The 16,241-nt window shown below is 68.7% G+C and carries 18 protein-coding genes and 1 pseudogene; 5 read left to right on the forward strand and 14 right to left on the reverse strand.

The window, feature by feature from the left end; translation table 11 throughout:
• The first annotated feature begins 107 nt into the window (after positions 1-107).
• The 4 genes from ACFYSH_RS15270 to ACFYSH_RS15285 all read left to right on the forward strand — a co-directional run bounded on the left by ACFYSH_RS15270 (position 108) and on the right by ACFYSH_RS15285 (position 1,985).
• Entirely contained in the window at positions 108-548 is a 441-nt protein-coding gene (locus tag ACFYSH_RS15270; RefSeq protein ID WP_388752772.1) for a hypothetical protein, read from the forward strand.
• A 313-nt stretch (positions 549-861) separates the two neighbouring features.
• Entirely contained in the window at positions 862-1,092 is a 231-nt protein-coding gene (locus tag ACFYSH_RS15275) for a DNA cytosine methyltransferase (protein WP_359466814.1), read from the forward strand.
• A 4-nt stretch (positions 1,093-1,096) separates the two neighbouring features.
• Positions 1,097-1,612, forward strand: a complete 516-nt coding sequence (locus ACFYSH_RS15280) for a hypothetical protein (RefSeq protein ID WP_359466816.1) — start codon at positions 1,097-1,099, stop codon at positions 1,610-1,612.
• Between the two features lie 85 nt (positions 1,613-1,697).
• Entirely contained in the window at positions 1,698-1,985 is a 288-nt protein-coding gene (locus tag ACFYSH_RS15285) for a transposase (protein WP_359466819.1), read from the forward strand.
• Positions 1,986-2,562: 577 nt separating this feature from the next.
• Here ACFYSH_RS15285 and ACFYSH_RS15290 read toward each other — a convergent pair.
• The 8 genes and pseudogenes from ACFYSH_RS15290 to ACFYSH_RS15325 all read right to left on the reverse strand — a co-directional run bounded on the left by ACFYSH_RS15290 (position 2,563) and on the right by ACFYSH_RS15325 (position 7,095).
• Positions 2,563-3,279 carry a restriction endonuclease gene (locus tag ACFYSH_RS15290; RefSeq protein ID WP_388752776.1) on the reverse strand — a complete coding sequence of 239 codons (717 nt, stop codon included), beginning with the start codon at positions 3,277-3,279 and terminating at the stop codon, positions 2,563-2,565.
• Between the two features lie 43 nt (positions 3,280-3,322).
• Positions 3,323-3,997, reverse strand: coding sequence for a restriction endonuclease (locus ACFYSH_RS15295; RefSeq protein ID WP_388752779.1), 675 nt, complete (start codon positions 3,995-3,997; stop codon positions 3,323-3,325).
• Positions 3,997-4,209 (reverse strand): hypothetical protein, encoded by a 213-nt coding sequence (locus ACFYSH_RS15300; protein ID WP_359466829.1) that lies wholly within the window; start codon positions 4,207-4,209, stop codon positions 3,997-3,999. The genes ACFYSH_RS15295 and ACFYSH_RS15300 overlap by 1 nt, the downstream gene beginning before the upstream one ends.
• Positions 4,210-4,961: 752 nt before the next feature.
• Positions 4,962-5,267 (reverse strand): hypothetical protein, encoded by a 306-nt coding sequence (locus ACFYSH_RS15305; RefSeq protein ID WP_359466832.1) that lies wholly within the window; start codon positions 5,265-5,267, stop codon positions 4,962-4,964.
• Positions 5,264-5,803, reverse strand: coding sequence for a sigma factor-like helix-turn-helix DNA-binding protein (locus ACFYSH_RS15310; RefSeq protein ID WP_359466880.1), 540 nt, complete (start codon positions 5,801-5,803; stop codon positions 5,264-5,266). The genes ACFYSH_RS15305 and ACFYSH_RS15310 overlap by 4 nt, the downstream gene beginning before the upstream one ends.
• Positions 5,791-6,091 (reverse strand): annotated as a pseudogene (locus tag ACFYSH_RS15315) (WhiB family transcriptional regulator); the annotation flags it as partial. The pseudogene ACFYSH_RS15315 and the gene ACFYSH_RS15310, both read right to left, overlap by 13 nt.
• The gene (locus ACFYSH_RS15320) at positions 6,072-6,320 is read right to left on the reverse strand and encodes a hypothetical protein (protein WP_359466835.1); all 249 of its coding nucleotides are present in this window, start codon (positions 6,318-6,320) and stop codon (positions 6,072-6,074) included. The gene ACFYSH_RS15320 and the pseudogene ACFYSH_RS15315, both read right to left, overlap by 20 nt.
• 160 nt (positions 6,321-6,480) lie before the next feature.
• Positions 6,481-7,095: a helicase associated domain-containing protein gene (locus ACFYSH_RS15325; protein ID WP_359466837.1), complete on the reverse strand. Its 615-nt coding sequence runs from the start codon at positions 7,093-7,095 to the stop codon at positions 6,481-6,483.
• 220 nt (positions 7,096-7,315) lie between these two features.
• Here ACFYSH_RS15325 and ACFYSH_RS15330 point away from each other — a divergent pair, with 220 nt between their 5' ends.
• Positions 7,316-7,903 carry a hypothetical protein gene (locus tag ACFYSH_RS15330; RefSeq protein WP_388752784.1) on the forward strand — a complete coding sequence of 196 codons (588 nt, stop codon included), beginning with the start codon at positions 7,316-7,318 and terminating at the stop codon, positions 7,901-7,903.
• Between the two features lie 170 nt (positions 7,904-8,073).
• On the opposite strand, the gene ACFYSH_RS15335 is transcribed toward ACFYSH_RS15330, so the two are convergent.
• The 6 genes from ACFYSH_RS15335 to ACFYSH_RS15360 all read right to left on the reverse strand — a co-directional run bounded on the left by ACFYSH_RS15335 (position 8,074) and on the right by ACFYSH_RS15360 (position 15,694).
• Positions 8,074-8,307 (reverse strand): hypothetical protein, encoded by a 234-nt coding sequence (locus ACFYSH_RS15335; RefSeq protein ID WP_359466841.1) that lies wholly within the window; start codon positions 8,305-8,307, stop codon positions 8,074-8,076.
• Between the two features lie 66 nt (positions 8,308-8,373).
• Positions 8,374-8,649, reverse strand: coding sequence for a hypothetical protein (locus tag ACFYSH_RS15340; protein ID WP_359466843.1), 276 nt, complete (start codon positions 8,647-8,649; stop codon positions 8,374-8,376).
• Between the two features lie 26 nt (positions 8,650-8,675).
• Positions 8,676-9,974, reverse strand: a complete 1,299-nt coding sequence (locus tag ACFYSH_RS15345; protein WP_359466846.1) for a hypothetical protein — start codon at positions 9,972-9,974, stop codon at positions 8,676-8,678.
• Between the two features lie 608 nt (positions 9,975-10,582).
• Positions 10,583-11,140 carry a telomere-protecting terminal protein Tpg gene (tpg, locus tag ACFYSH_RS15350; protein WP_359466849.1) on the reverse strand — a complete coding sequence of 186 codons (558 nt, stop codon included), beginning with the start codon at positions 11,138-11,140 and terminating at the stop codon, positions 10,583-10,585.
• 3 nt (positions 11,141-11,143) lie between these two features.
• Positions 11,144-13,246 (reverse strand): telomere-associated protein Tap, encoded by a 2,103-nt coding sequence (tap, locus tag ACFYSH_RS15355; RefSeq protein WP_359466852.1) that lies wholly within the window; start codon positions 13,244-13,246, stop codon positions 11,144-11,146.
• A gap of 57 nt (positions 13,247-13,303) precedes the next feature.
• A complete protein-coding gene (locus ACFYSH_RS15360; protein WP_359466854.1) occupies positions 13,304-15,694 on the reverse strand; it encodes a Helicase associated domain protein in 2,391 nt (796 codons plus the stop codon).
• Between the last annotated feature and the right edge of the window lie 547 nt (positions 15,695-16,241).

Below are 16,241 nucleotides of genomic sequence, written 5' to 3' on the forward strand. Positions count from 1 at the left end.
TTGGCCCTCGACGTCGCCCGCACCGCCGCAATCGCGTTAGTGCATGGAGACCGGTCCCGCCCGTCGTAGATGATGTACCCCTCATCACGCAACGTCCTGGGGGGACCATGCGCACCCGCACCACCACCGCCGTGCTCATCGCCGCCGGCCTGCTCGCCACGCTCACCGCATGCAGCGGCGAGACCAGCAGCACCGAGGAGGCCAAGCCCACGAAGAGCAGCGACGCCTCAGCGATCACACCCGAGCAAGAAGCTGCCGCCAGGCAGGCGGCCGGGCTGCCCGCAGAACCGAACCCCGCACAACGCCAGGTGTACCTCGAGAGCCTGAACGCCATCGATACGGACATCGTGCACGGCAAGGACGACAAGGCTGTCAGCCGCGGCATCAACCAGTGCGGCACCGTGAAGACCAGCCCGAACGACTACATCAAGCTCATCGAGACCACGAACTCTCGCTTCACCTCACCGGATCACCCTGACGGCCACGGAACCATCAAAGCCGAGCGCATCCTGAAGGTCGTGCGCGACAACATCTGCCCCGACTTCTGACCTCACCAGGGCTGGGGCTCACAAGACATATCCCTGCTGCGCCGTCCCGCTGCTCCTGCTGGCCGTTCTGTTCATCATCGGTAGCTGCGCCTCGAGCTCAGACAACTCGGAGGATGCGCCAACACCAGCGGTCGGGAGAGGCCGTCTCGTCGGGCGGGAAGGGCGCGTGGAGCCGGAGCCTGGCGGCGTGCAGGCCGCCGATCGGGACCAGCCAGCCTTTCGGGGCGGAGTCCTGCACCGCGTCGGGCAAGTCGCCGGCCTCAGGGCGGCGGCGGATGCCGGCGTCCACGGAGTCCCGGGCGGTGAGTCCGTCATGGAGCTCGACGAGCTGGGCAAGGATCCCACGGCACCGGGTGGGCAGCGCTACGCCCACCGCTACATGACCATTCGCGAGACCGCCCGCGTCATGACCTTCCCCGACGAGGGGGTCGGCTCCGGCCCCCTCGGAGAGCAGATGCGGCAGCTGGGCAACGCGGTCCCCGTCGTCCTCGGCGCGTTCTCCGCCAGGGCCGTCAAGGAGACCCTGGACGCGGCCGGGGTGTAGCGAGATGACACGGCACACCGGACCCGCGGCGCACTGGAAGCAGACCCTTGTGCCCGAGCGCGCCTACAAACGCCGTGCGAGCTCCGCCGCCCCGGCCGCCGAGCAGGACCGCGCCGCCGGTGGACGGGAGCGGCGGAGCGTCGACCTCGGCGACGGCCGCTACGCCCGCGCCTCCATCGCCCTCAAGCTGTACCGGCGGACCCGCCGCATCCGCGCCTACCTGCGCTGGTCCCAGGACGGTTCCACCAAAGAGCGCTGCGTGTGCGAGGTCGATCACGCGACGCGCGGCCAGCATCTGGCCGAGGCGTGGCGCCAGGCCCACGAGTTGGGGCTGGCCCGCGTCGAAGCCCTACCAGCCGTCTCCAAAGCGTCCTCCACCAGCGTGCGCGTGGTGATGCGCGCCAATCGCGGCAAGGACACCGGCCCCGAACCCGCCCTGCGCAAACTGCTCTACCAGCGCGGGCTGCGCTACCGCGTGGACACCCGCCCCATCCCGGAGATCCGACGCCGGGCCGACTGAAGTTCCCCCTGTGAGTTGGACGGTTTGGTACTGGGACGGGTGGTCCTGGAGAAAGCAGTCACAGGTAGTGAGTACGAAGAGTGATATGAGTAAGAGGTGCACGGCCGAGTTCGAGCGGGACGCCGTCGCGCTGGCGCTGTCCTCGGACAAGGCGGTCACCGAGGTCGCCCGGGACCTGGGCGTGAGCCCGGAGGGGCTGCGCGGGTGGGTGAAGCAGGTGAAGACCGACCGTGGTGAGGGTTCGGCCGGGGCTCTGGCCAGCGCGGAACGTGAGGAGCTGGTCGGGCTGCGGCGGAAGGTCCGCGAGCAGGAGGCCACGATCGAGGTCCTGGGGAAAGCGACCGCCTTCTTCGCGCGGGACAAGATGAGGTAGGTACCGCCGCGCGGTGTCGGTTCATCGCCGCGGCGAAGGCGTGCGAGGACAATCCTGCAGGCCACAGTGTCGCGTTCCTGTGCCGCGTGCTGGGTGTGCCCCGCGGGGGAACTTCAAGACGGTTGAACACCGACGCCTCAGTGGTATTGGCCAGGCTGCCTCCGCAGACCTCGTTTCTCCCTGCCAGCGCTTTCACCCTGCCGGGGGCGTGATAGTGGTTCGCCCGCCATGTCCACCGCAACGATTCGGGCACGGCGGCCGTTACGCGGGCAGCACGCCCCCCAACTGCTGGCCGTTCTCCGGCCTGGAGAGAAACGCCTGGCGGGTTGGCAGATCGACTTCCCCAACGACCACAGCAATCTCATCTCCGGGCCCTGAGGCCTTCTGCCGGACTTGCCGCAGGGAGCTCGTCGATCTGTCCGAAGAGGATGAGCAACCCTGCCGAGTTGCAATCGAGGCCCTCCCCCGGATCACCCCTGCAGGCCAGTGTCGTGCTGGCCTGCTCGCTCAGCAGACGAACCCGGCAAGCAAGTCCGGCGTCTGACCGATTGGCGCTGTCAGCGGCCGCGGTGCGGCATCACTGCCTCGCGCTTCGGATGCCGAGGACGTCGTAGAGGTGTTGGCCGTGGGCCCATTGCTTGAGTTCCGGGCGTCCGACGAGGATGAGCTTGTGGTGCTGGGCGAAGTCGGTCGCGGGCCGGGTGAAGCCGTTGAGCGCGATCATGATGGGCAGGTCGGCCCCGTGGTAGGGGCGAGCTGTCCCGTTGAATTTCTGTACGTGTCCCGATCCGACCGGGCCCTGGTATTGCTTGCACTGCAGGATCAGGAGGCGGTTGTCGCTGTCGCGGGCGGTGACGTCCACGCCGAGGTCACCGGCGCCGCCGACCCGGCGTGGGCTGAGGAACCCGTCCCGTGCCAGCAGGTCAGAACATGCCTGTTCGAAGCCCGTCGCGCTCATCGAGGACAGCTCCTTCATCCTGAAGGTGAGCATGTCCGGTCCGGCAAAGGCATCGGGAGCCATGAGCGTGTCCCGCGGGCCGGCGTAGACAGCGGACGAGGCGTCGGACACGAACGCCACCAGCCGGCCCAGCATGAGGAACACGAGCAGCCCGCCGGCCACGATGACCCCGGTCCACCACGGGTGGCCAGTGATCACACCCCACAGGTCCACGGTGACCCACCGGCTGACGTCCTCGGTGATCCACTCCCAGAGCATCTTGCCGATGGCCAGCGTAAGAACGCAGTAGAGCAGGAACTTCAGCAGCGGGTCGAGCGACCCGTTTTCGTCGAACACCACACCTCCCGACCTGATGGACGAGGGATCCGGATCCTGAGGATCAGGCAGCCCGCTTGAACCGGCCCGCGCGAGCCCCTGCGGACAGCCCGAGAAGCTCGTGCAACGCTGCACCGTCCCGGGCCCAGCGCTCCAGCCTGTGTCGGTCGACCCAGTGCACGCCGTGCCGCTCGCCCCACGCCATGGCGTCACGGGTGAAGGTCCCGTTGGTGATGACGACAGCATGCGCCGCTTTGTGTACCGGCCCGGCGGTGCCCTTCACCGCGTACATCACCGACGAGCCCACCTTCCCGCCGACGCGGGTGTGTTTGGCCTGTACCACGATCCGACCGAGCCGCGGATGGTCACCGATGACATCGGCGGCCTGGTCCCCGGCACCTCCGACCCTGCGGGCCGTACAACCGTCGCGGACCAGCAGGTCCCGCAGGGCATGCTCGAAGTACCGGTCGTCCATCGCGTCGAACTCGACGAGGGTGATCTGAAGCGCCGCCACCCGCTCCGCCTCCCGGCGCCGCCGTGCGCTCGCCTGCCGCAGGCGCCATACGCCCACCGCTCCCACGAGCAGGACGAGTGCCAGCAGAACGGGCCAGGCCTGCGCCAACGCGCCTGCCGCTGCCACCAGCATCCGCACAGCAAGCACGAGCACGGCCACCACGACAACGGCGGCTGAGACTACCTCTGCCGTGCCGCGAGGACGCCGCAACCGCGGCAGCGCCATCAGTGTGCGCTCTGCGCGGAAGCGGCCGGCTTCGGATCAGCAGCCGGTGTGGAGACAGCGGACTCGCCGAACCCGAACACCTGCCCCCACAGCCACGCGCCCGCCAGCAGACCGGCGATCATCCAGCCGCTCATCCGCTTGGCGCTGCGCGGCTTCGGATTGCGGCGGATGTGCCCGCGTACGCGATGGAACCCGTCCGGCACCTTCGACATGCTGTTCCCCTCCCGCCGGCGGGCCGCGGAATGCGGCCCGTCCCATAAGGAATTGGTGTAGCAGCGGGCACTGACAAAAACTGGTGGATCATTACGGGGCACAGTCCGGCAAAGCTTGATCAAGCCACCACAGCCTCCCCAACCCTGCCGTCCCGGCTTCCCATGCTCCAGGCGGCTTCACCTCGGGCGACCTGCTTCCGGGCTCCCTACCACCCCTGCCCTCACCCCACAGGCGGTCCCGCACCCAGCACCCCAGTGAAGCCCCCCACCTGCACACTTGATGGTCGGTGACGCCGACGGTCCAGCCATGGCGAATTGGCGAAATGCAGCAGGCGCGTACTCGCAGCCGCAGTGCGCCGGGGCCGCCTGCTCCTGACCGCCACCCCGGCGTCCGGAGGTGGTGGGGTGCCGTCCCGGAAGCCACGGTCGGCCGGCGCTGTCCAGCGACCGGTCCGGGCGGGCACTCCCAGCCGCTCAGCGACGGACTGTACGACCCGCCGGGCTGTCGTCGCTCGGTTTTTCTGGGTTGTTGTTGTGGTTGTGAGCTGGGGTTTCTCAGTTCTTCCGGGTGGTAGCCGCGTTCTGTTCAGTGTGCCCGGGGGTCGGGTGCCGGGGTGTGGTGGTGCTCTGAGCTGTGTGTACACGGGTGTGCGCAGGTTGATCGAGCGAGGTGCAGTTTTAGTGAGCTGCTACTTGATGGGACAGGTCAGGCGGGGCGAGGTCGTCGAGGTGGACCTGTCGGGCTTGTGTGTTCACTCGTCGCTGGTGCTGTCGGGCTGGGGTTCGAGGTCGATTTCGTGTAGGGCCAGGATGAGGTGGCTTTCGACGTCTGTGGTGGCCTCGAGGGTTGCCTGTAGCTCCTGTCGGCCGTGGTCGAGGAAGGTGTCGATGGAGGTGGTGATGGGAGGTGCGAGGGGAAGAGCAGCGGCGTACAGGGCGGCTGCCAGCCTGCTGTCGACATCCGTGGTCGTGTCCAACGCGTTGGTCAGGCGCTGCATGGCGGAGGCCAGCACAGCACCGACCGGCTGGGCGGCACTGCGCCTGGGCGAGTTGCTCACAGTGTGCCTCCCTGGTCCTGCTCCCCGAGCATGCGCTCAAGGTTCTGACGCGCCCGCCGCAGGTTCTGACGGACGTTGGCACTGGGGACTGCCAGGGCCTCGGCGGTCTGTGCCGGCGTGGCCCCGTCGATCTCGAAGGCCATCACCGTGCGCTGCAGAACAGGAAGCCGCCGCAGCAGTTGCACGAGGTCGACCTGCTCGGCGATGTTGCCGCAGGGGTCAGGCACACCCGCGTCGGGCAGGTCGGCGGGGTCCGAGGACCAGGTCTTGTGCTTGTCTTTGGCCTTGAGCCACATGCGCCAGGCGGTGGTCCGCAGCCAGGCCTCGGGGTGTGTCACCGATTCCCATGCCCGCGCCAACTGCACGAAGGCGCTCTGCACGGCGTCCTCAGCGTCGTGCCGGCCCGCACCGGCGGCGATCAGGAAACCGACAGTCGGTACGAAGCGGAGCCGGAAGAGGGCCCCGTACTGCTGTTCCTGTTCCGGTGACAGCCCCTGCTGCTCCTTGGGCTGCCTGGGCCGTTCTGCGACGAGCAGCCCGGCGCTCTGCTCGTACTCGGCACGTGCGCTCTGCAGAAGATCACGCCAGGACTTGACGGTGGGACGCCTGCGGAGCAGAGCACGCCGTTCCCGCTCGGTCATGCCGCCCCACACGCCGAACTCGACTCGATTGTCGAGTGCATCGGCGAGACACTCCGTTCGCACGGGGCAGCCGGTGCACACCACCTTGGACCGGTCCTGCGCCACTGATTGCAGGAACAACTCGTCCGGATCAGCGGTAAGACAGGCCGCCTGCCCCGACCACTCAGTCACCCACGATGACACTGCCGCCCCCTTGCTTCTCCGTCGCCCGCGGTCCGCCGATTTCAATGGTGATCTTGTCGTGTACGTCCAGGACCCGGCTGCCGCTGGGTAGTTCCCGGATCATCTCGCTGCGATGTCTGCTGCGGATGCGGGCCATGCTCGTGCGGCCGTGCACCCGGATCCACATCCGCAGTGCGCTGGTGAGGTATCCGGCCCCGGCTGCGAAGGCCGCAATCTCATACTCCTGCATCGCTGGGGCTCCCGATCGGTGAACGTGGGCTTGGCTTCCGAAGGGCGAGTGCCTGTGTGGAGCCCGTTGCGTGACCTCGATGCCGGATCTTTTTGGAGTTTCTTGCTTCGGGCCGGGCCAGTCGGGCATGCCGGGGCTGGACATTGGCGGCCGCTTCGGTTCATGCGGGAAAGATGCCGATGCCGGAAAGAAGCTTCTGCTGGTGGGGGTGGAGGGTGTTCCAGCGGGTGCGTTGCCTGTCGGTCCACTTCAGGAGGGTCGGAGGGTGGTCCGCGCCGTTGAACTGGTGCAACTTGGCCTGCTGGTAAGTGCGTTGCCAGGTGTGGGGCCAGGGTGGGTTCCACCAGGCGTCGATGGCGGTGAGGGCTTGGCTGGTGGTGGGGGCGAGTTGTCCCTGTCGGGCTTTGCGGCGTGTTCCTACCAGCCGGCGACCGAGGGGAAAGCCGCCGTGGTGGGTGTCGGCGCTGGGGGAGAGGCGGCCATGGGCCAAGGCGTATGCGCGTGCGTGGGCGAGTCCGGGACTGAGCGGATAGACACGGCTGGTCCTGCGCCGCTGGCCGGCGGCGTCCGCGGTGCCGGGCCCGTTCCCCAGTTCGGTCAGGAGTTTCCGTTGCTCGGCTCGTAGACGATCCCAGGCCGTGCGCTGTGCGGTGGTCCACGCGCGTACGTCGGCCGGCGGGCTCCCGGGGCGGGCTTGTGTGGTGCGGGCGTGGGTGTAGGCGCGTTGCCAGGCCAGGTCCCAGGGCGGGTTCCACCACGGGTCGATCGCGGTCAATGCCTGGTGGCGGGGGTTGGGGGTGGTGTCGCGTCGGGCTTGTGCGTTGGTCGTTGAACCAGCGGCCGAGGGGAAAGCCGTCGTGGACGGTGGAGTAAGCCACGGCCAGGGTGTGGTGGGCCGCGGCGTAGGCACGGGCATACGCGAGTGCGGTTTCGGTGTACGGGGTGATGGGCCGGGTACGGTCCCTCTCGCGCGTGAGGCCGATGTCGGCCAGGAGGTGCTGCTGGTCGGGGTGGAGGTCGTCGTACTCGAACGCCTTGGCCGTGTCTGGCCGGTGGCGCAGCAGGTCCAGATGCCGCCGACGCGCCGCGAGCAACTCCGCCAGCCCTGCCAGATCGATCTGCTTGGTGCCGGCTGGCGCGCCGTCGATCCAGTGGGTGCCGAGCATCCAGCGCCGGTGACGCGGGCAGATCCGGGTGTGCGGCTGCAGACACACCCGGGCGGGCTTGGCCCGCCTGGTGCGTGCGGCCGTGCACAGCCGGCAGGCTTCCCCCGCGGCCGGCACCACGACCCCGAAGCGGAACCGCCCGGCTGCGCCCGCCCCGCCCGAAGAGAGAGGCTCCTGCGCGGTCCAGGCGGGCAGGGCCCGCTGCAGGATCTCCTCGGGCACGCGGCAGAACGCGGAGATGCGGGCACAGGCTTCGGCGTTGAGGCAGATCTCGCCATCCGTGCGGTAGCCCTTGAACAGGCCTCCGCCGACCTGGAGGAGTGCGGGGACGAGGTCTCTGACGCCGAGCCGGTAGCGGTCGGCCAGCCGGTCCAGGTACGACAGGTTCGTCTCGCCCTGCAGCGGCGCGAGCCGTAGCCGCCCCGAACGTGCCGCAGCCGCACGCCGCGGCTGAACGGCTGTGGTGGAGGAAAGTCGTGCATGAGGGAGATGAGGTCGTTCCTGACGGGCTCGGATGTACCGGCATCCGGGCAGCGGCCAAACGGGCCCGGGAGCGAGGCGGGGACGGTTGATGCAGGTGCGGCCGGTCAGGGCTGACGTTGCGAGGCCATCTGGCGGCGGTGCGGTGCCCCGGCCCGTTGGGCAGGGGTCTTCAGCACCACGAACCGTGCGTGGTAGTCCTCCCGCTGCTCCAGTGTCCACTCCTGGTCGCCGGCGTCCCGAGCCTGGGTGTGGGGCGTGTCGACGAACTGCTGCCACCCGTCCCACGTGGTCAGCGGACTGAACGTGCTCGTGGGGGCGGGCTGCGCCGTCGTCACCATGCCTGGGCCTCCTGGTACGGGTCGTAGATGCGCATGCCGCCCACCCCCGTGGCGTCCAGCGTCCGCTCAGCGGCCTGGTCCCCGGGCCGTTTCGGCCGTCGGCTCGGATACTTCGGCCTCATCCGCGTGGCCTGCCGCGGCGTCCTGGCCGTCGGTAAGGGCGGCGAGAAGGTAGTCCTCGTCGTCCTGGTTGTCCTCGATGTCGTCCAGGCTGTCGTCGGTGTCCCAGCCGTCGGCATCCTGAAGCGGGACGGTGAAGGAGCCGGGCAGCCCGAACGAGGCCCCCGGCGCGAGAGGCGCAAACCACTGCTGCGGGGCGGTGGCGGGGGAGGGATCGGTCATCTGCGCGGCAGCCTGGGCCCGGGCGGCTACCGTCCGCTCTCGCCTGCTGCCCAGTCCCTGGCTGGCACGGCGTAGCAGCGCATCGAGTGCCTGGGCGATCGCCGCCTCGTGGTCTTCACGGCCATGCCGACGTTCCACGGTGCGGCGGACATGGTCGAAGGTGAACGGGCGCCTGACCGCTGCAGGCGCACCCACACCCGGTTCGGGTCATAGGGGTTGTGGTGGACCTCCCACCGTCCGTTCTTGTCCGCCCGCGGGGAGCATCGGCGCCGGTAGGGGTTCAGGCCGGGGTGGTCGTAGGTGCGGTAGCCGAAGCGGATTCCGTAGTCGTTGACGGCCTGCCACCGCACCGGCAGCAGCTCGACGTAGTCGTCGCCCGACAAGGGCACCGGTACGTGCCCCGTCACCGCCACCAGAGCCGCCCACATCTCGTTGGGTGAAACGGCGACCCGCGGCATCATCGGGTGCCACAGCGCCTCATGCGCGCGCTCCTGCCACCCACAGATGACCCACTCGTCCAGCAGCTCCTGAACCTTCGCCAGACTCCAGCAGGCATCCTGTTCTGCGGCCGCGCCCCGCTGGGAGACATCCGAACCGGTGTGGCCCGGCAGGTACTGGCTGAACCCGTCGGCAATCGCGCGGAAGGTCCGCTCCACGTTTCCCTTCGCCGGCCCGTTCGCCGACGGCACAGGCTGCACCGACACCCCCAAGCCCTCGCACGCCGACACGAACGAAGCCGACACGTACACCCGCCCCTGGTCCACCACCACCGTCTCCGGCATGATCACCGGCCGGGCAGCCGCCTGCTCCAGCCGCGCGTCCAACGCCACCAGCCGCTCATACGGGATGACCGACCGCTGCACGGACAGTGCCGCGTCCCAGCCCGGCCGCATCACCGTCGGCACCACCATCTGCGCCAGCAGCATCGCCGCGTCCACCGACGTCGTGCCTACCGGACGCAGCACTGCTGCGCAGATGCTGCGCGTCGCCACGTCCAGCGCGATGCTGAGCTCAAGACGGCCGGTCACACCGTCGTCCAGCACCGCCACAACGTCCAGCGGCGTGCCAGCATCACCAGCTCGCCGGGGCCGCAGTGCCACCGTCGGTATGAACGGGGGTGCCGGCCGCGACGCATGCCACCGCCGCTGCGCCGCTGTCCCCAGCAGCCCCTGCCCGTCGGCCACCGCGTGGACCAGCCGGTTGAACGTCGACGCCGGCGGCAGAGCCACCACCCCCGCGCCGTACTCCTCCTCCAGCAGCCACCCCACCCGGCGGCGCAGTCGCACCAGCGTGCCCGTCGACCGCTCCCGCTGCCCCTCCAGCACTTTCCTGACCGCTGCGCCCCCCGCTCATCGGCCCGCCCCACCGCCGACCGCTCCCTCACCGCCCGGCCGTCCACCAGCCCCCACAAGCCCTCGCTGCGGTAGCGCGCCCGCATCCGGCGCACCGTCGCCGTACTCGCCGCCCAGCCCGCCGCCGTCAACTCCTCGGCCTTCGCCCGCTCCCGCTGCGCCAGGCTCCGCGTCGCCGGATCGAACTGCTCGCGGGGCGCCCTGCCCGATCGCGCCAGGAAAGCCGGTCTCCACCTCACGCAGATGCCGTTGCCACGCCAGAGCCCGCTCCCACTGCTCCACCGGCAGTGATTCCAGCAGCCCGAACGGCGGCACCCTCCCCGGCGCACACCCGCCCTCCACCTCGAAGGACGGATCGGCGAGAAGATACGGCAGCAGCACCACCGCCGATGCGGCTGTATCGCCTCCGCCTCGAACAGCACCATCCGTTGCCTGCATGCGGACAGGCAAGCCAACCCAAGTCCACTTCGCTGCTGCCTAGTTGACAGAAATATCCCGCATGTCTTGGACGGCCGCCCATTGCCATCACGAGATGGCTGTCCGATCCGCCGAGCTGCTGATGCCCGGATACAGGCGAAAGGTCAGTAGTCGAGGTCGAGGTAATCGATGTCGTTGAGGGTGACGTCGGAGAGCCCTGCGGCGCGGCCTCCGCCGTCCTGGAAGTAGATCTCTTTGAATCCCTCGGCGATGATCTGGCGCAGCTCCTGGTCGCTGGCGCCTGTGTTGCGGGCGTCGAACAGGCGCTGCGCGTACGCCGGGGGAAGGTGCACGGTGAGGCGGCGGAATCGTCCGTCGTCGGTGGTGCCGACCGGCGCGGTGTAGCCGAACCGGGCCCTCGTCTCCACAGTGATCCCGGTCGTGGCGGCAGCTTGCCGCTGCTGGCGCTTGCGCACCATAGGCTGCCAGCGGGACCGTACGGCGTCGTTGATCTTCGAGGCGACGTCGGCGCGGGCGTGCTTGCGGGCGCCGCGCCGGTAGCGGTTGACGGAGTCGGCGGTGACCCCGATCTCCTGGGCGACGGCCTTGGCGCTGCCCATCTGCTTGAGCAGGTAGCTGATCTGCCCTTTGAGGGTCTTGGGCGGCTGGCGGGTGAAGGCTTCCCGGTCGGCCCGCTCGATCGCGTCCTGGATCTCCCTCACGGTCTACTCTCCTTCGTCCAGGACGGCGTCGCCGCCCTTGATGTGGCGGGCCGGGTTGAGGCCTCGTTCCATGAGGTCGACGGCCCACAGCATCGACTGGACGCCCTCCAGCTTCGCCAGGCCCGGGGTGGGTCCGAGGCGGAACCCGCCGGGCTGCGGCTTGCCGGACGCGGCGTAGGGGAGGAAGTCGAGCGGGCTCTCGCCCGGCGAGAGGTAGACGACGCAGTCGGACAACACGGCCAGCGGGTACAGGCCGGTCATCCTGACCATGCTGTTGAGCTTGCGGTGCATGTTGACCCGGGCCTTGCTGATGACGGCGGCCCGGATGTCGGGGCGCCACGTCGGCCGGGACAGGGCCGGCCACGTCTCGCCCTCCTTGTAGGACTTGCCCTGCGGGCGCTCACGGAGTTTGCCGACCCCGCCCTTCACCGTCGCCTTGATCGCGGACAGGACGGCGGCCAGCGCCGGGTCCTTCTCCTTGTGCTGCTCCATCGCCGCCAGGAACTTCACGTCGGAGAGGTCCTTGGTGACGCCGAGGTCGGCGAGCGTGTCGACGTAGGCGGTCTTGAGGCGGTCGTGCCACGGGTCGAGGTAGGCGCCGGTCTCGCGGCGCAGGTAAGCCTCGATCGGGTGGACGTCGTGGCCGAGCTCCTGGGCGTAGGCGAGGGTGTGGGTCTGGTACCAGGCCGGACCGGTCGGGCGGGCGCCGTCGGGGGTGAAGGGGCTGGGCAGGCGCGGGTCCAGCTCGATGTGGCTCAGGTCGGCCAGCCAGCTCCCGGGGATTTTCGGGTTGAACTTCGGGGCGTGGAAGTGGTCCGGGGCGCTGAGACCGACGACGAGGCGGGCTGCGGCGGCGAGGAACGCGGTGTTGAGGTCGAGGCCGACCGCGAAGGGCAGCGTGCACTCCTCATCGGACAGCGTCTCCACCGACCGCACCCACTGGTAGGCCTCTTCGTTCAGGAATCCGCCCTTCCAGCCGGAGTTCACGACGACGGGGTGTTCCGGGGGGGCCTCCGGCGGCGCCGGGTCCATCGGCTCGATCCCGAGCGAGCCCGCGTTGTGACCGGACACCCAGTTCCCGGTCTCTTCGTCCCGCACGGCCTTCGTCGGCGGGCGCAGTGCCGTCATCAGCTCCAGGCCGGAGACGGCGGTGGAGCCGCGCGGCGTGATGACCCGCATCGCGTACATGCCCAGCACGCGGGCGACGTCGGCCGGCTCCATCTCGCTGACCCCTGGCCAGGACCGCTCATCGAGCGCGTCCCAGGACAGGACGGCGAGCTGCACGCACTGGCGCTGGCCCGCAGTCGCCTTGCGGTAGATCCGTGCCCACGGGCCGAACCCCCGCTGGGTGAGCTGCCACTTCGCCTTGAGGACCTGCTTGACGACCGGGTGGTCCTCGGACAGGCGAAGGGAGCGGCGCTGCTCGTGGCCCTCCAGGCGCTCGGGCAGCCCGAGCTTCACCGCGGCGGCCGCGGTGAGCACGATCAGAGGGTCGGAGTCCTTGCCGTACCGGTTGAGCTTCGCGGCACCGAGGCCGGACTCCTTGATAGTCCACTCCACCAGCTCCGGCACCGTGCGAGCGGGGCAGTCCAGTACGAGGCCGTCGGTGCCGTACGCGGAGCCGTCGCCATCGAGGACGGCGAGCGGGCCGTGAGGGAAGCGCGGGTCGACAGCGGGCTGCGCCGCCTTCCTCGCAGCCGGACGCCGCGACGGCACAGCAGGTCGGGTGGCGGGGCGCGCCGGCACCGCAGCCGGAACGGCGGAAGCCTGCGGGGCACCTGCCGTCTCCACCTTGGACGCGGCCAGCTCACTGGACGCCGCCCTCGGTACCAGCGCGGCAGTCGAACCAGCACCGGGGACTGGGTGCTTCGCGGCCCATCCGTTCAGCAGCCGCTGGTAGGCATCCAGGCGCGGTGATTTCGGCTCGCTGCGGCCGTTCTCCCAGTTCTTCACCGACTGAGTCGTCGTTTTCAACGCGGTGGCGAGACGTGCCTGGGTGATACCGGCGGCCTCACGAAGCCGGGCACGCTCCGCCGGAGGCGGGAGCTGCGGCTCCTCGTTCAACAGAGCGTCGACGGACGCGAACAGCTCTTCCTCAGACGCCATTCCATGCACCTTCACGTCAGGACTCGATACCGCTTAACCAAAAACTTACCCTACTCCTTAACCCTCTCGCGCCCATTCCAGCCCGAGCGCGGCGAGCACAGAGAGTCTGTCGGCGGTGAGCTTCGCGCGGCGTCCCTTCTGATTCATGATCCAGACTCCGAGCTTGACGGGGTACTCCTGGCCACCGACCTTGACCCCCTCTACGTGACCCCTGGGGACGGTCACAGAGCCAGTGCGGGCCTTGTACTGCGCCAGAGCCGCCACCCCCCGCTCGAAGGCCCCCAAGGGTGGCGCGGACGGCTTCGGGAGTTCCGAGGCCGGCGGCTCGACGCCGAGCTGCTCCAGGCGTTCGCGCTGCCCGCCCGTCAGGGCCTGCCAGACCTCTGGTTTCCGCTGCCGGGCCAGCCACTTGCCGATGTCCATGCCGTGGACCGTGAAGCCGGGAAGGACGTTCGCCTGGCCCTCTTCGTCGGCCACCAGCTCGCGCAGAGCGGCGTAGTGCCGCTGCCACTCCGCCGACCACGAGGGGTTCCAGTCCGCGTCCACAGCCAGGAGCGCGGCCTCCCACTCCGGGTGACCGTCCAGCGCACCCGCGCGGCGCAAATTGCTCAACCACTGTCCTACCGGCCTGGACAGGGCCACTGCGGACCTCGGAGCACAGAGGGTCCAGTACTGGCCGTAGTACGCCTTCACGGCCTCCAGGTTCTCCTGGAACCGCTCATCGGCCAGGCTCCAGACCATGCCGAGCTTCTCCAACCGCTGCGCCCGCTGCCCGATCATCTGCCCCGCCCCGTACGCCCGTCGCTGCTCCGCGACCCACTGTCCAAGCGGTGTCGCGCCCTCTTTGTGCCCATAGGGGACTCGGGCGTGATGCTCACGCTCAGTGAACTTCTTCAGCGCCGCCCAGCCGCGCGCCCAGTCCTGGCGCTCCGTGTCGATGACGTTGAAGGAAATCCAGTCCGCGACCATCACTGGGTCACGCGGAGCCGCAAAACGCAGCAGCAGACGGGATTCGTCCTCACCTTCCTCGGGCGGCGAACCGATGTACTCGGACGGCTGCACGACGTCCTTCTGAGGCTCCTGCGGGATCGCAAGCAATTCGATTGCCTCTTCGTCGTGAGCCCGAAGACCCTCCAATACCTTCACCAAAGGCCGATACGACCCGGAGGTGAACATGTCTTCCGGCTGCTCCCCGGGCTGGAGAAATACCGGCACAATCAAAGAGGCGACTTTCCCCTGTCCGGGCTTTTGACGCAGCGCCCGGCCAATCGCCTGGACGATGTCGTGCGGAGCACCCTTGGGGTCCAGGAAAGCCACCGAGTCCACAGCCCGGATGTCGACGCCCTCACCCAGAACCCGGCAGTTACACAGGACAGCCCGCAGCGCGGCGGACCCGAAGCCGCCCAGAACCCCCCGCCGGCGCTCGGGTACATGCTCACCGCACAGCCAGTCCGCCCAGATCGCCGCCGGGTACTTCTCCGGCCGGTCAGCGTGCATCTTAACCGCGACACGCTCCAAGCCCTCCGCGAACGCCTGCGCCTCTATCGTCCGGTGGTGGAAGGTGATGCAGGTACTGAGGTGGTGCTCCGCCATCGTGTGCAACAACGCCGCCTGGAGCGCCCCCAGGCGCTCACCGCGCACCCTCTCACTGTGTCGCTCCTCGCCCATCAGCCGCTCCGGTGTGACGACCGGGTCCTGGAGCTCCAGCACGATGATCTGGTACCGCGCAAGCAGCTTCCGCGACACAGCCGACGCCAACGAGAGCTTGTAGAGAACCGGCCCGAAGACCTTCTCGTCATCCATGGAAGCCGCCATCTCCCGCGGCAGCGGGTCCCGCACCCCCTCCGTGACCTCGCGGTTCGGCCGTTCCTCCCAGATCCGCGGCGTGGCCGTCAGATACAGCCGCCGGCGCGACGGGATAACCCCCTGGTCGTGGACATCAGCCCACGCCTTACCCATCGACCCGGAAGTCCGGTGCGCCTCATCGACCACCGTCAGGTCCATCGGGGCCAGCTGCTGCCCGTAGACACCCTCGAACGCCTCCGCCAGGACACCCAGGGACGCATAGGTGGCGTAGACGGTCACAGGCCCCGTGCCGTGCCACAACGCCAGTTGCACGGGGTTCGTGGTGGAGCGCACCTTCATGCCCCACAGCTCCGGGTCGTCCCGGAGCGAACATACGGCAACCGCCGGCCCCTTGTGCCCGACGTCGTGCCACGCCTTCACGGTCTGCGCCAGCAGGTCCAGCGTCGGCACCAGGACGAGAATACGCCCCTTGGGCACAAGGCGCTTTGCTGACGCTGCGGCAATAATCGTCTTCCCCGTGCCACATGCGGCGTGCACCTGCCCGCGAAGACCATTAACGGGAATGCCAACCTGCGGGATATCGAAGCCCCGCACAATGGCGGAAACGGCTTCGATCTGGTGGTCACGCAACTTGACGGTCATTTCCCGTGCTCTCCTTTTCGCCGAATGTTGCGCGTAATAAGAATGGAAAATCCAGGCGCGATGGTGCGGCCCGAGGGTTGTGATGTCTGGACCCAAACTCTACACAGGTACGAACCGTGATGCATCACTCGTACGTCAACTTTCACCCCCAGGGTGACACATGGTCGAATCTTACCCCGAAGCAGCCGGTTGCCCTGTATGCTGGTGGGGTATTTGTGGGTGTGACCGGGCGGTTTCGAGAGCGTAGGAGAGGCCAGGGTGGAGCGCAGCGGAACCCGTCACTGCGGTGAGGCCGGCACTCGTTGAACCCGACGGCCCGTCACATCCGTTGTGGGGGCGATAGCCAGGAATCCCAAGCCCTACATAGACCCGAGCGCGATGCACATCCCCTTGCCGCCGCCCGCAATGAGCGCTTGCGCGAATTGCATTCCCTCTCAGAATTCCGTTTACGGAATTCCATTCCGACGCTTGCGTCGGAATTAGAATTGCGCTTGCGCAATTCATTCACTATGTGGCGCGCCAGCGCCGCATATCCCGCTCCGCGGGG

The organism is Streptomyces sp. NPDC005791 (assembly GCF_042871485.1).
Taxonomy (GTDB): Bacteria; Actinomycetota; Actinomycetes; order Streptomycetales; family Streptomycetaceae; genus Streptomyces.

Bases quoted from the DNA above. Each gene is read 5' to 3' on its own strand.
- ACFYSH_RS15335 (WP_359466841.1), bottom strand. From the start codon at position 8,307: ATGGTGACGACGGCGCAGCCCGCCCCCACGAGCACGTTCAGTCCGCTG.
- ACFYSH_RS15300 (WP_359466829.1), bottom strand. From the start codon at position 4,209: ATGTCGAAGGTGCCGGACGGGTTCCATCGCGTACGCGGGCACATCCGC.
- ACFYSH_RS15270 (WP_388752772.1), top strand. From the start codon at position 108: ATGCGCACCCGCACCACCACCGCCGTGCTCATCGCCGCCGGCCTGCTC.
- ACFYSH_RS15285 (WP_359466819.1), top strand. From the start codon at position 1,698: ATGAGTAAGAGGTGCACGGCCGAGTTCGAGCGGGACGCCGTCGCGCTG.
- tap (WP_359466852.1), bottom strand. From the start codon at position 13,246: ATGGCGTCTGAGGAAGAGCTGTTCGCGTCCGTCGACGCTCTGTTGAAC.
- ACFYSH_RS15320 (WP_359466835.1), bottom strand. From the start codon at position 6,320: ATGCAGGAGTATGAGATTGCGGCCTTCGCAGCCGGGGCCGGATACCTC.
- ACFYSH_RS15340 (WP_359466843.1), bottom strand. From the start codon at position 8,649: ATGACCGATCCCTCCCCCGCCACCGCCCCGCAGCAGTGGTTTGCGCCT.
- ACFYSH_RS15360 (WP_359466854.1), bottom strand. From the start codon at position 15,694: ATGACCGTCAAGTTGCGTGACCACCAGATCGAAGCCGTTTCCGCCATT.
- ACFYSH_RS15295 (WP_388752779.1), bottom strand. From the start codon at position 3,997: ATGGCGCTGCCGCGGTTGCGGCGTCCTCGCGGCACGGCAGAGGTAGTC.
- ACFYSH_RS15280 (WP_359466816.1), top strand. From the start codon at position 1,097: ATGACACGGCACACCGGACCCGCGGCGCACTGGAAGCAGACCCTTGTG.
- ACFYSH_RS15275 (WP_359466814.1), top strand. From the start codon at position 862: ATGGAGCTCGACGAGCTGGGCAAGGATCCCACGGCACCGGGTGGGCAG.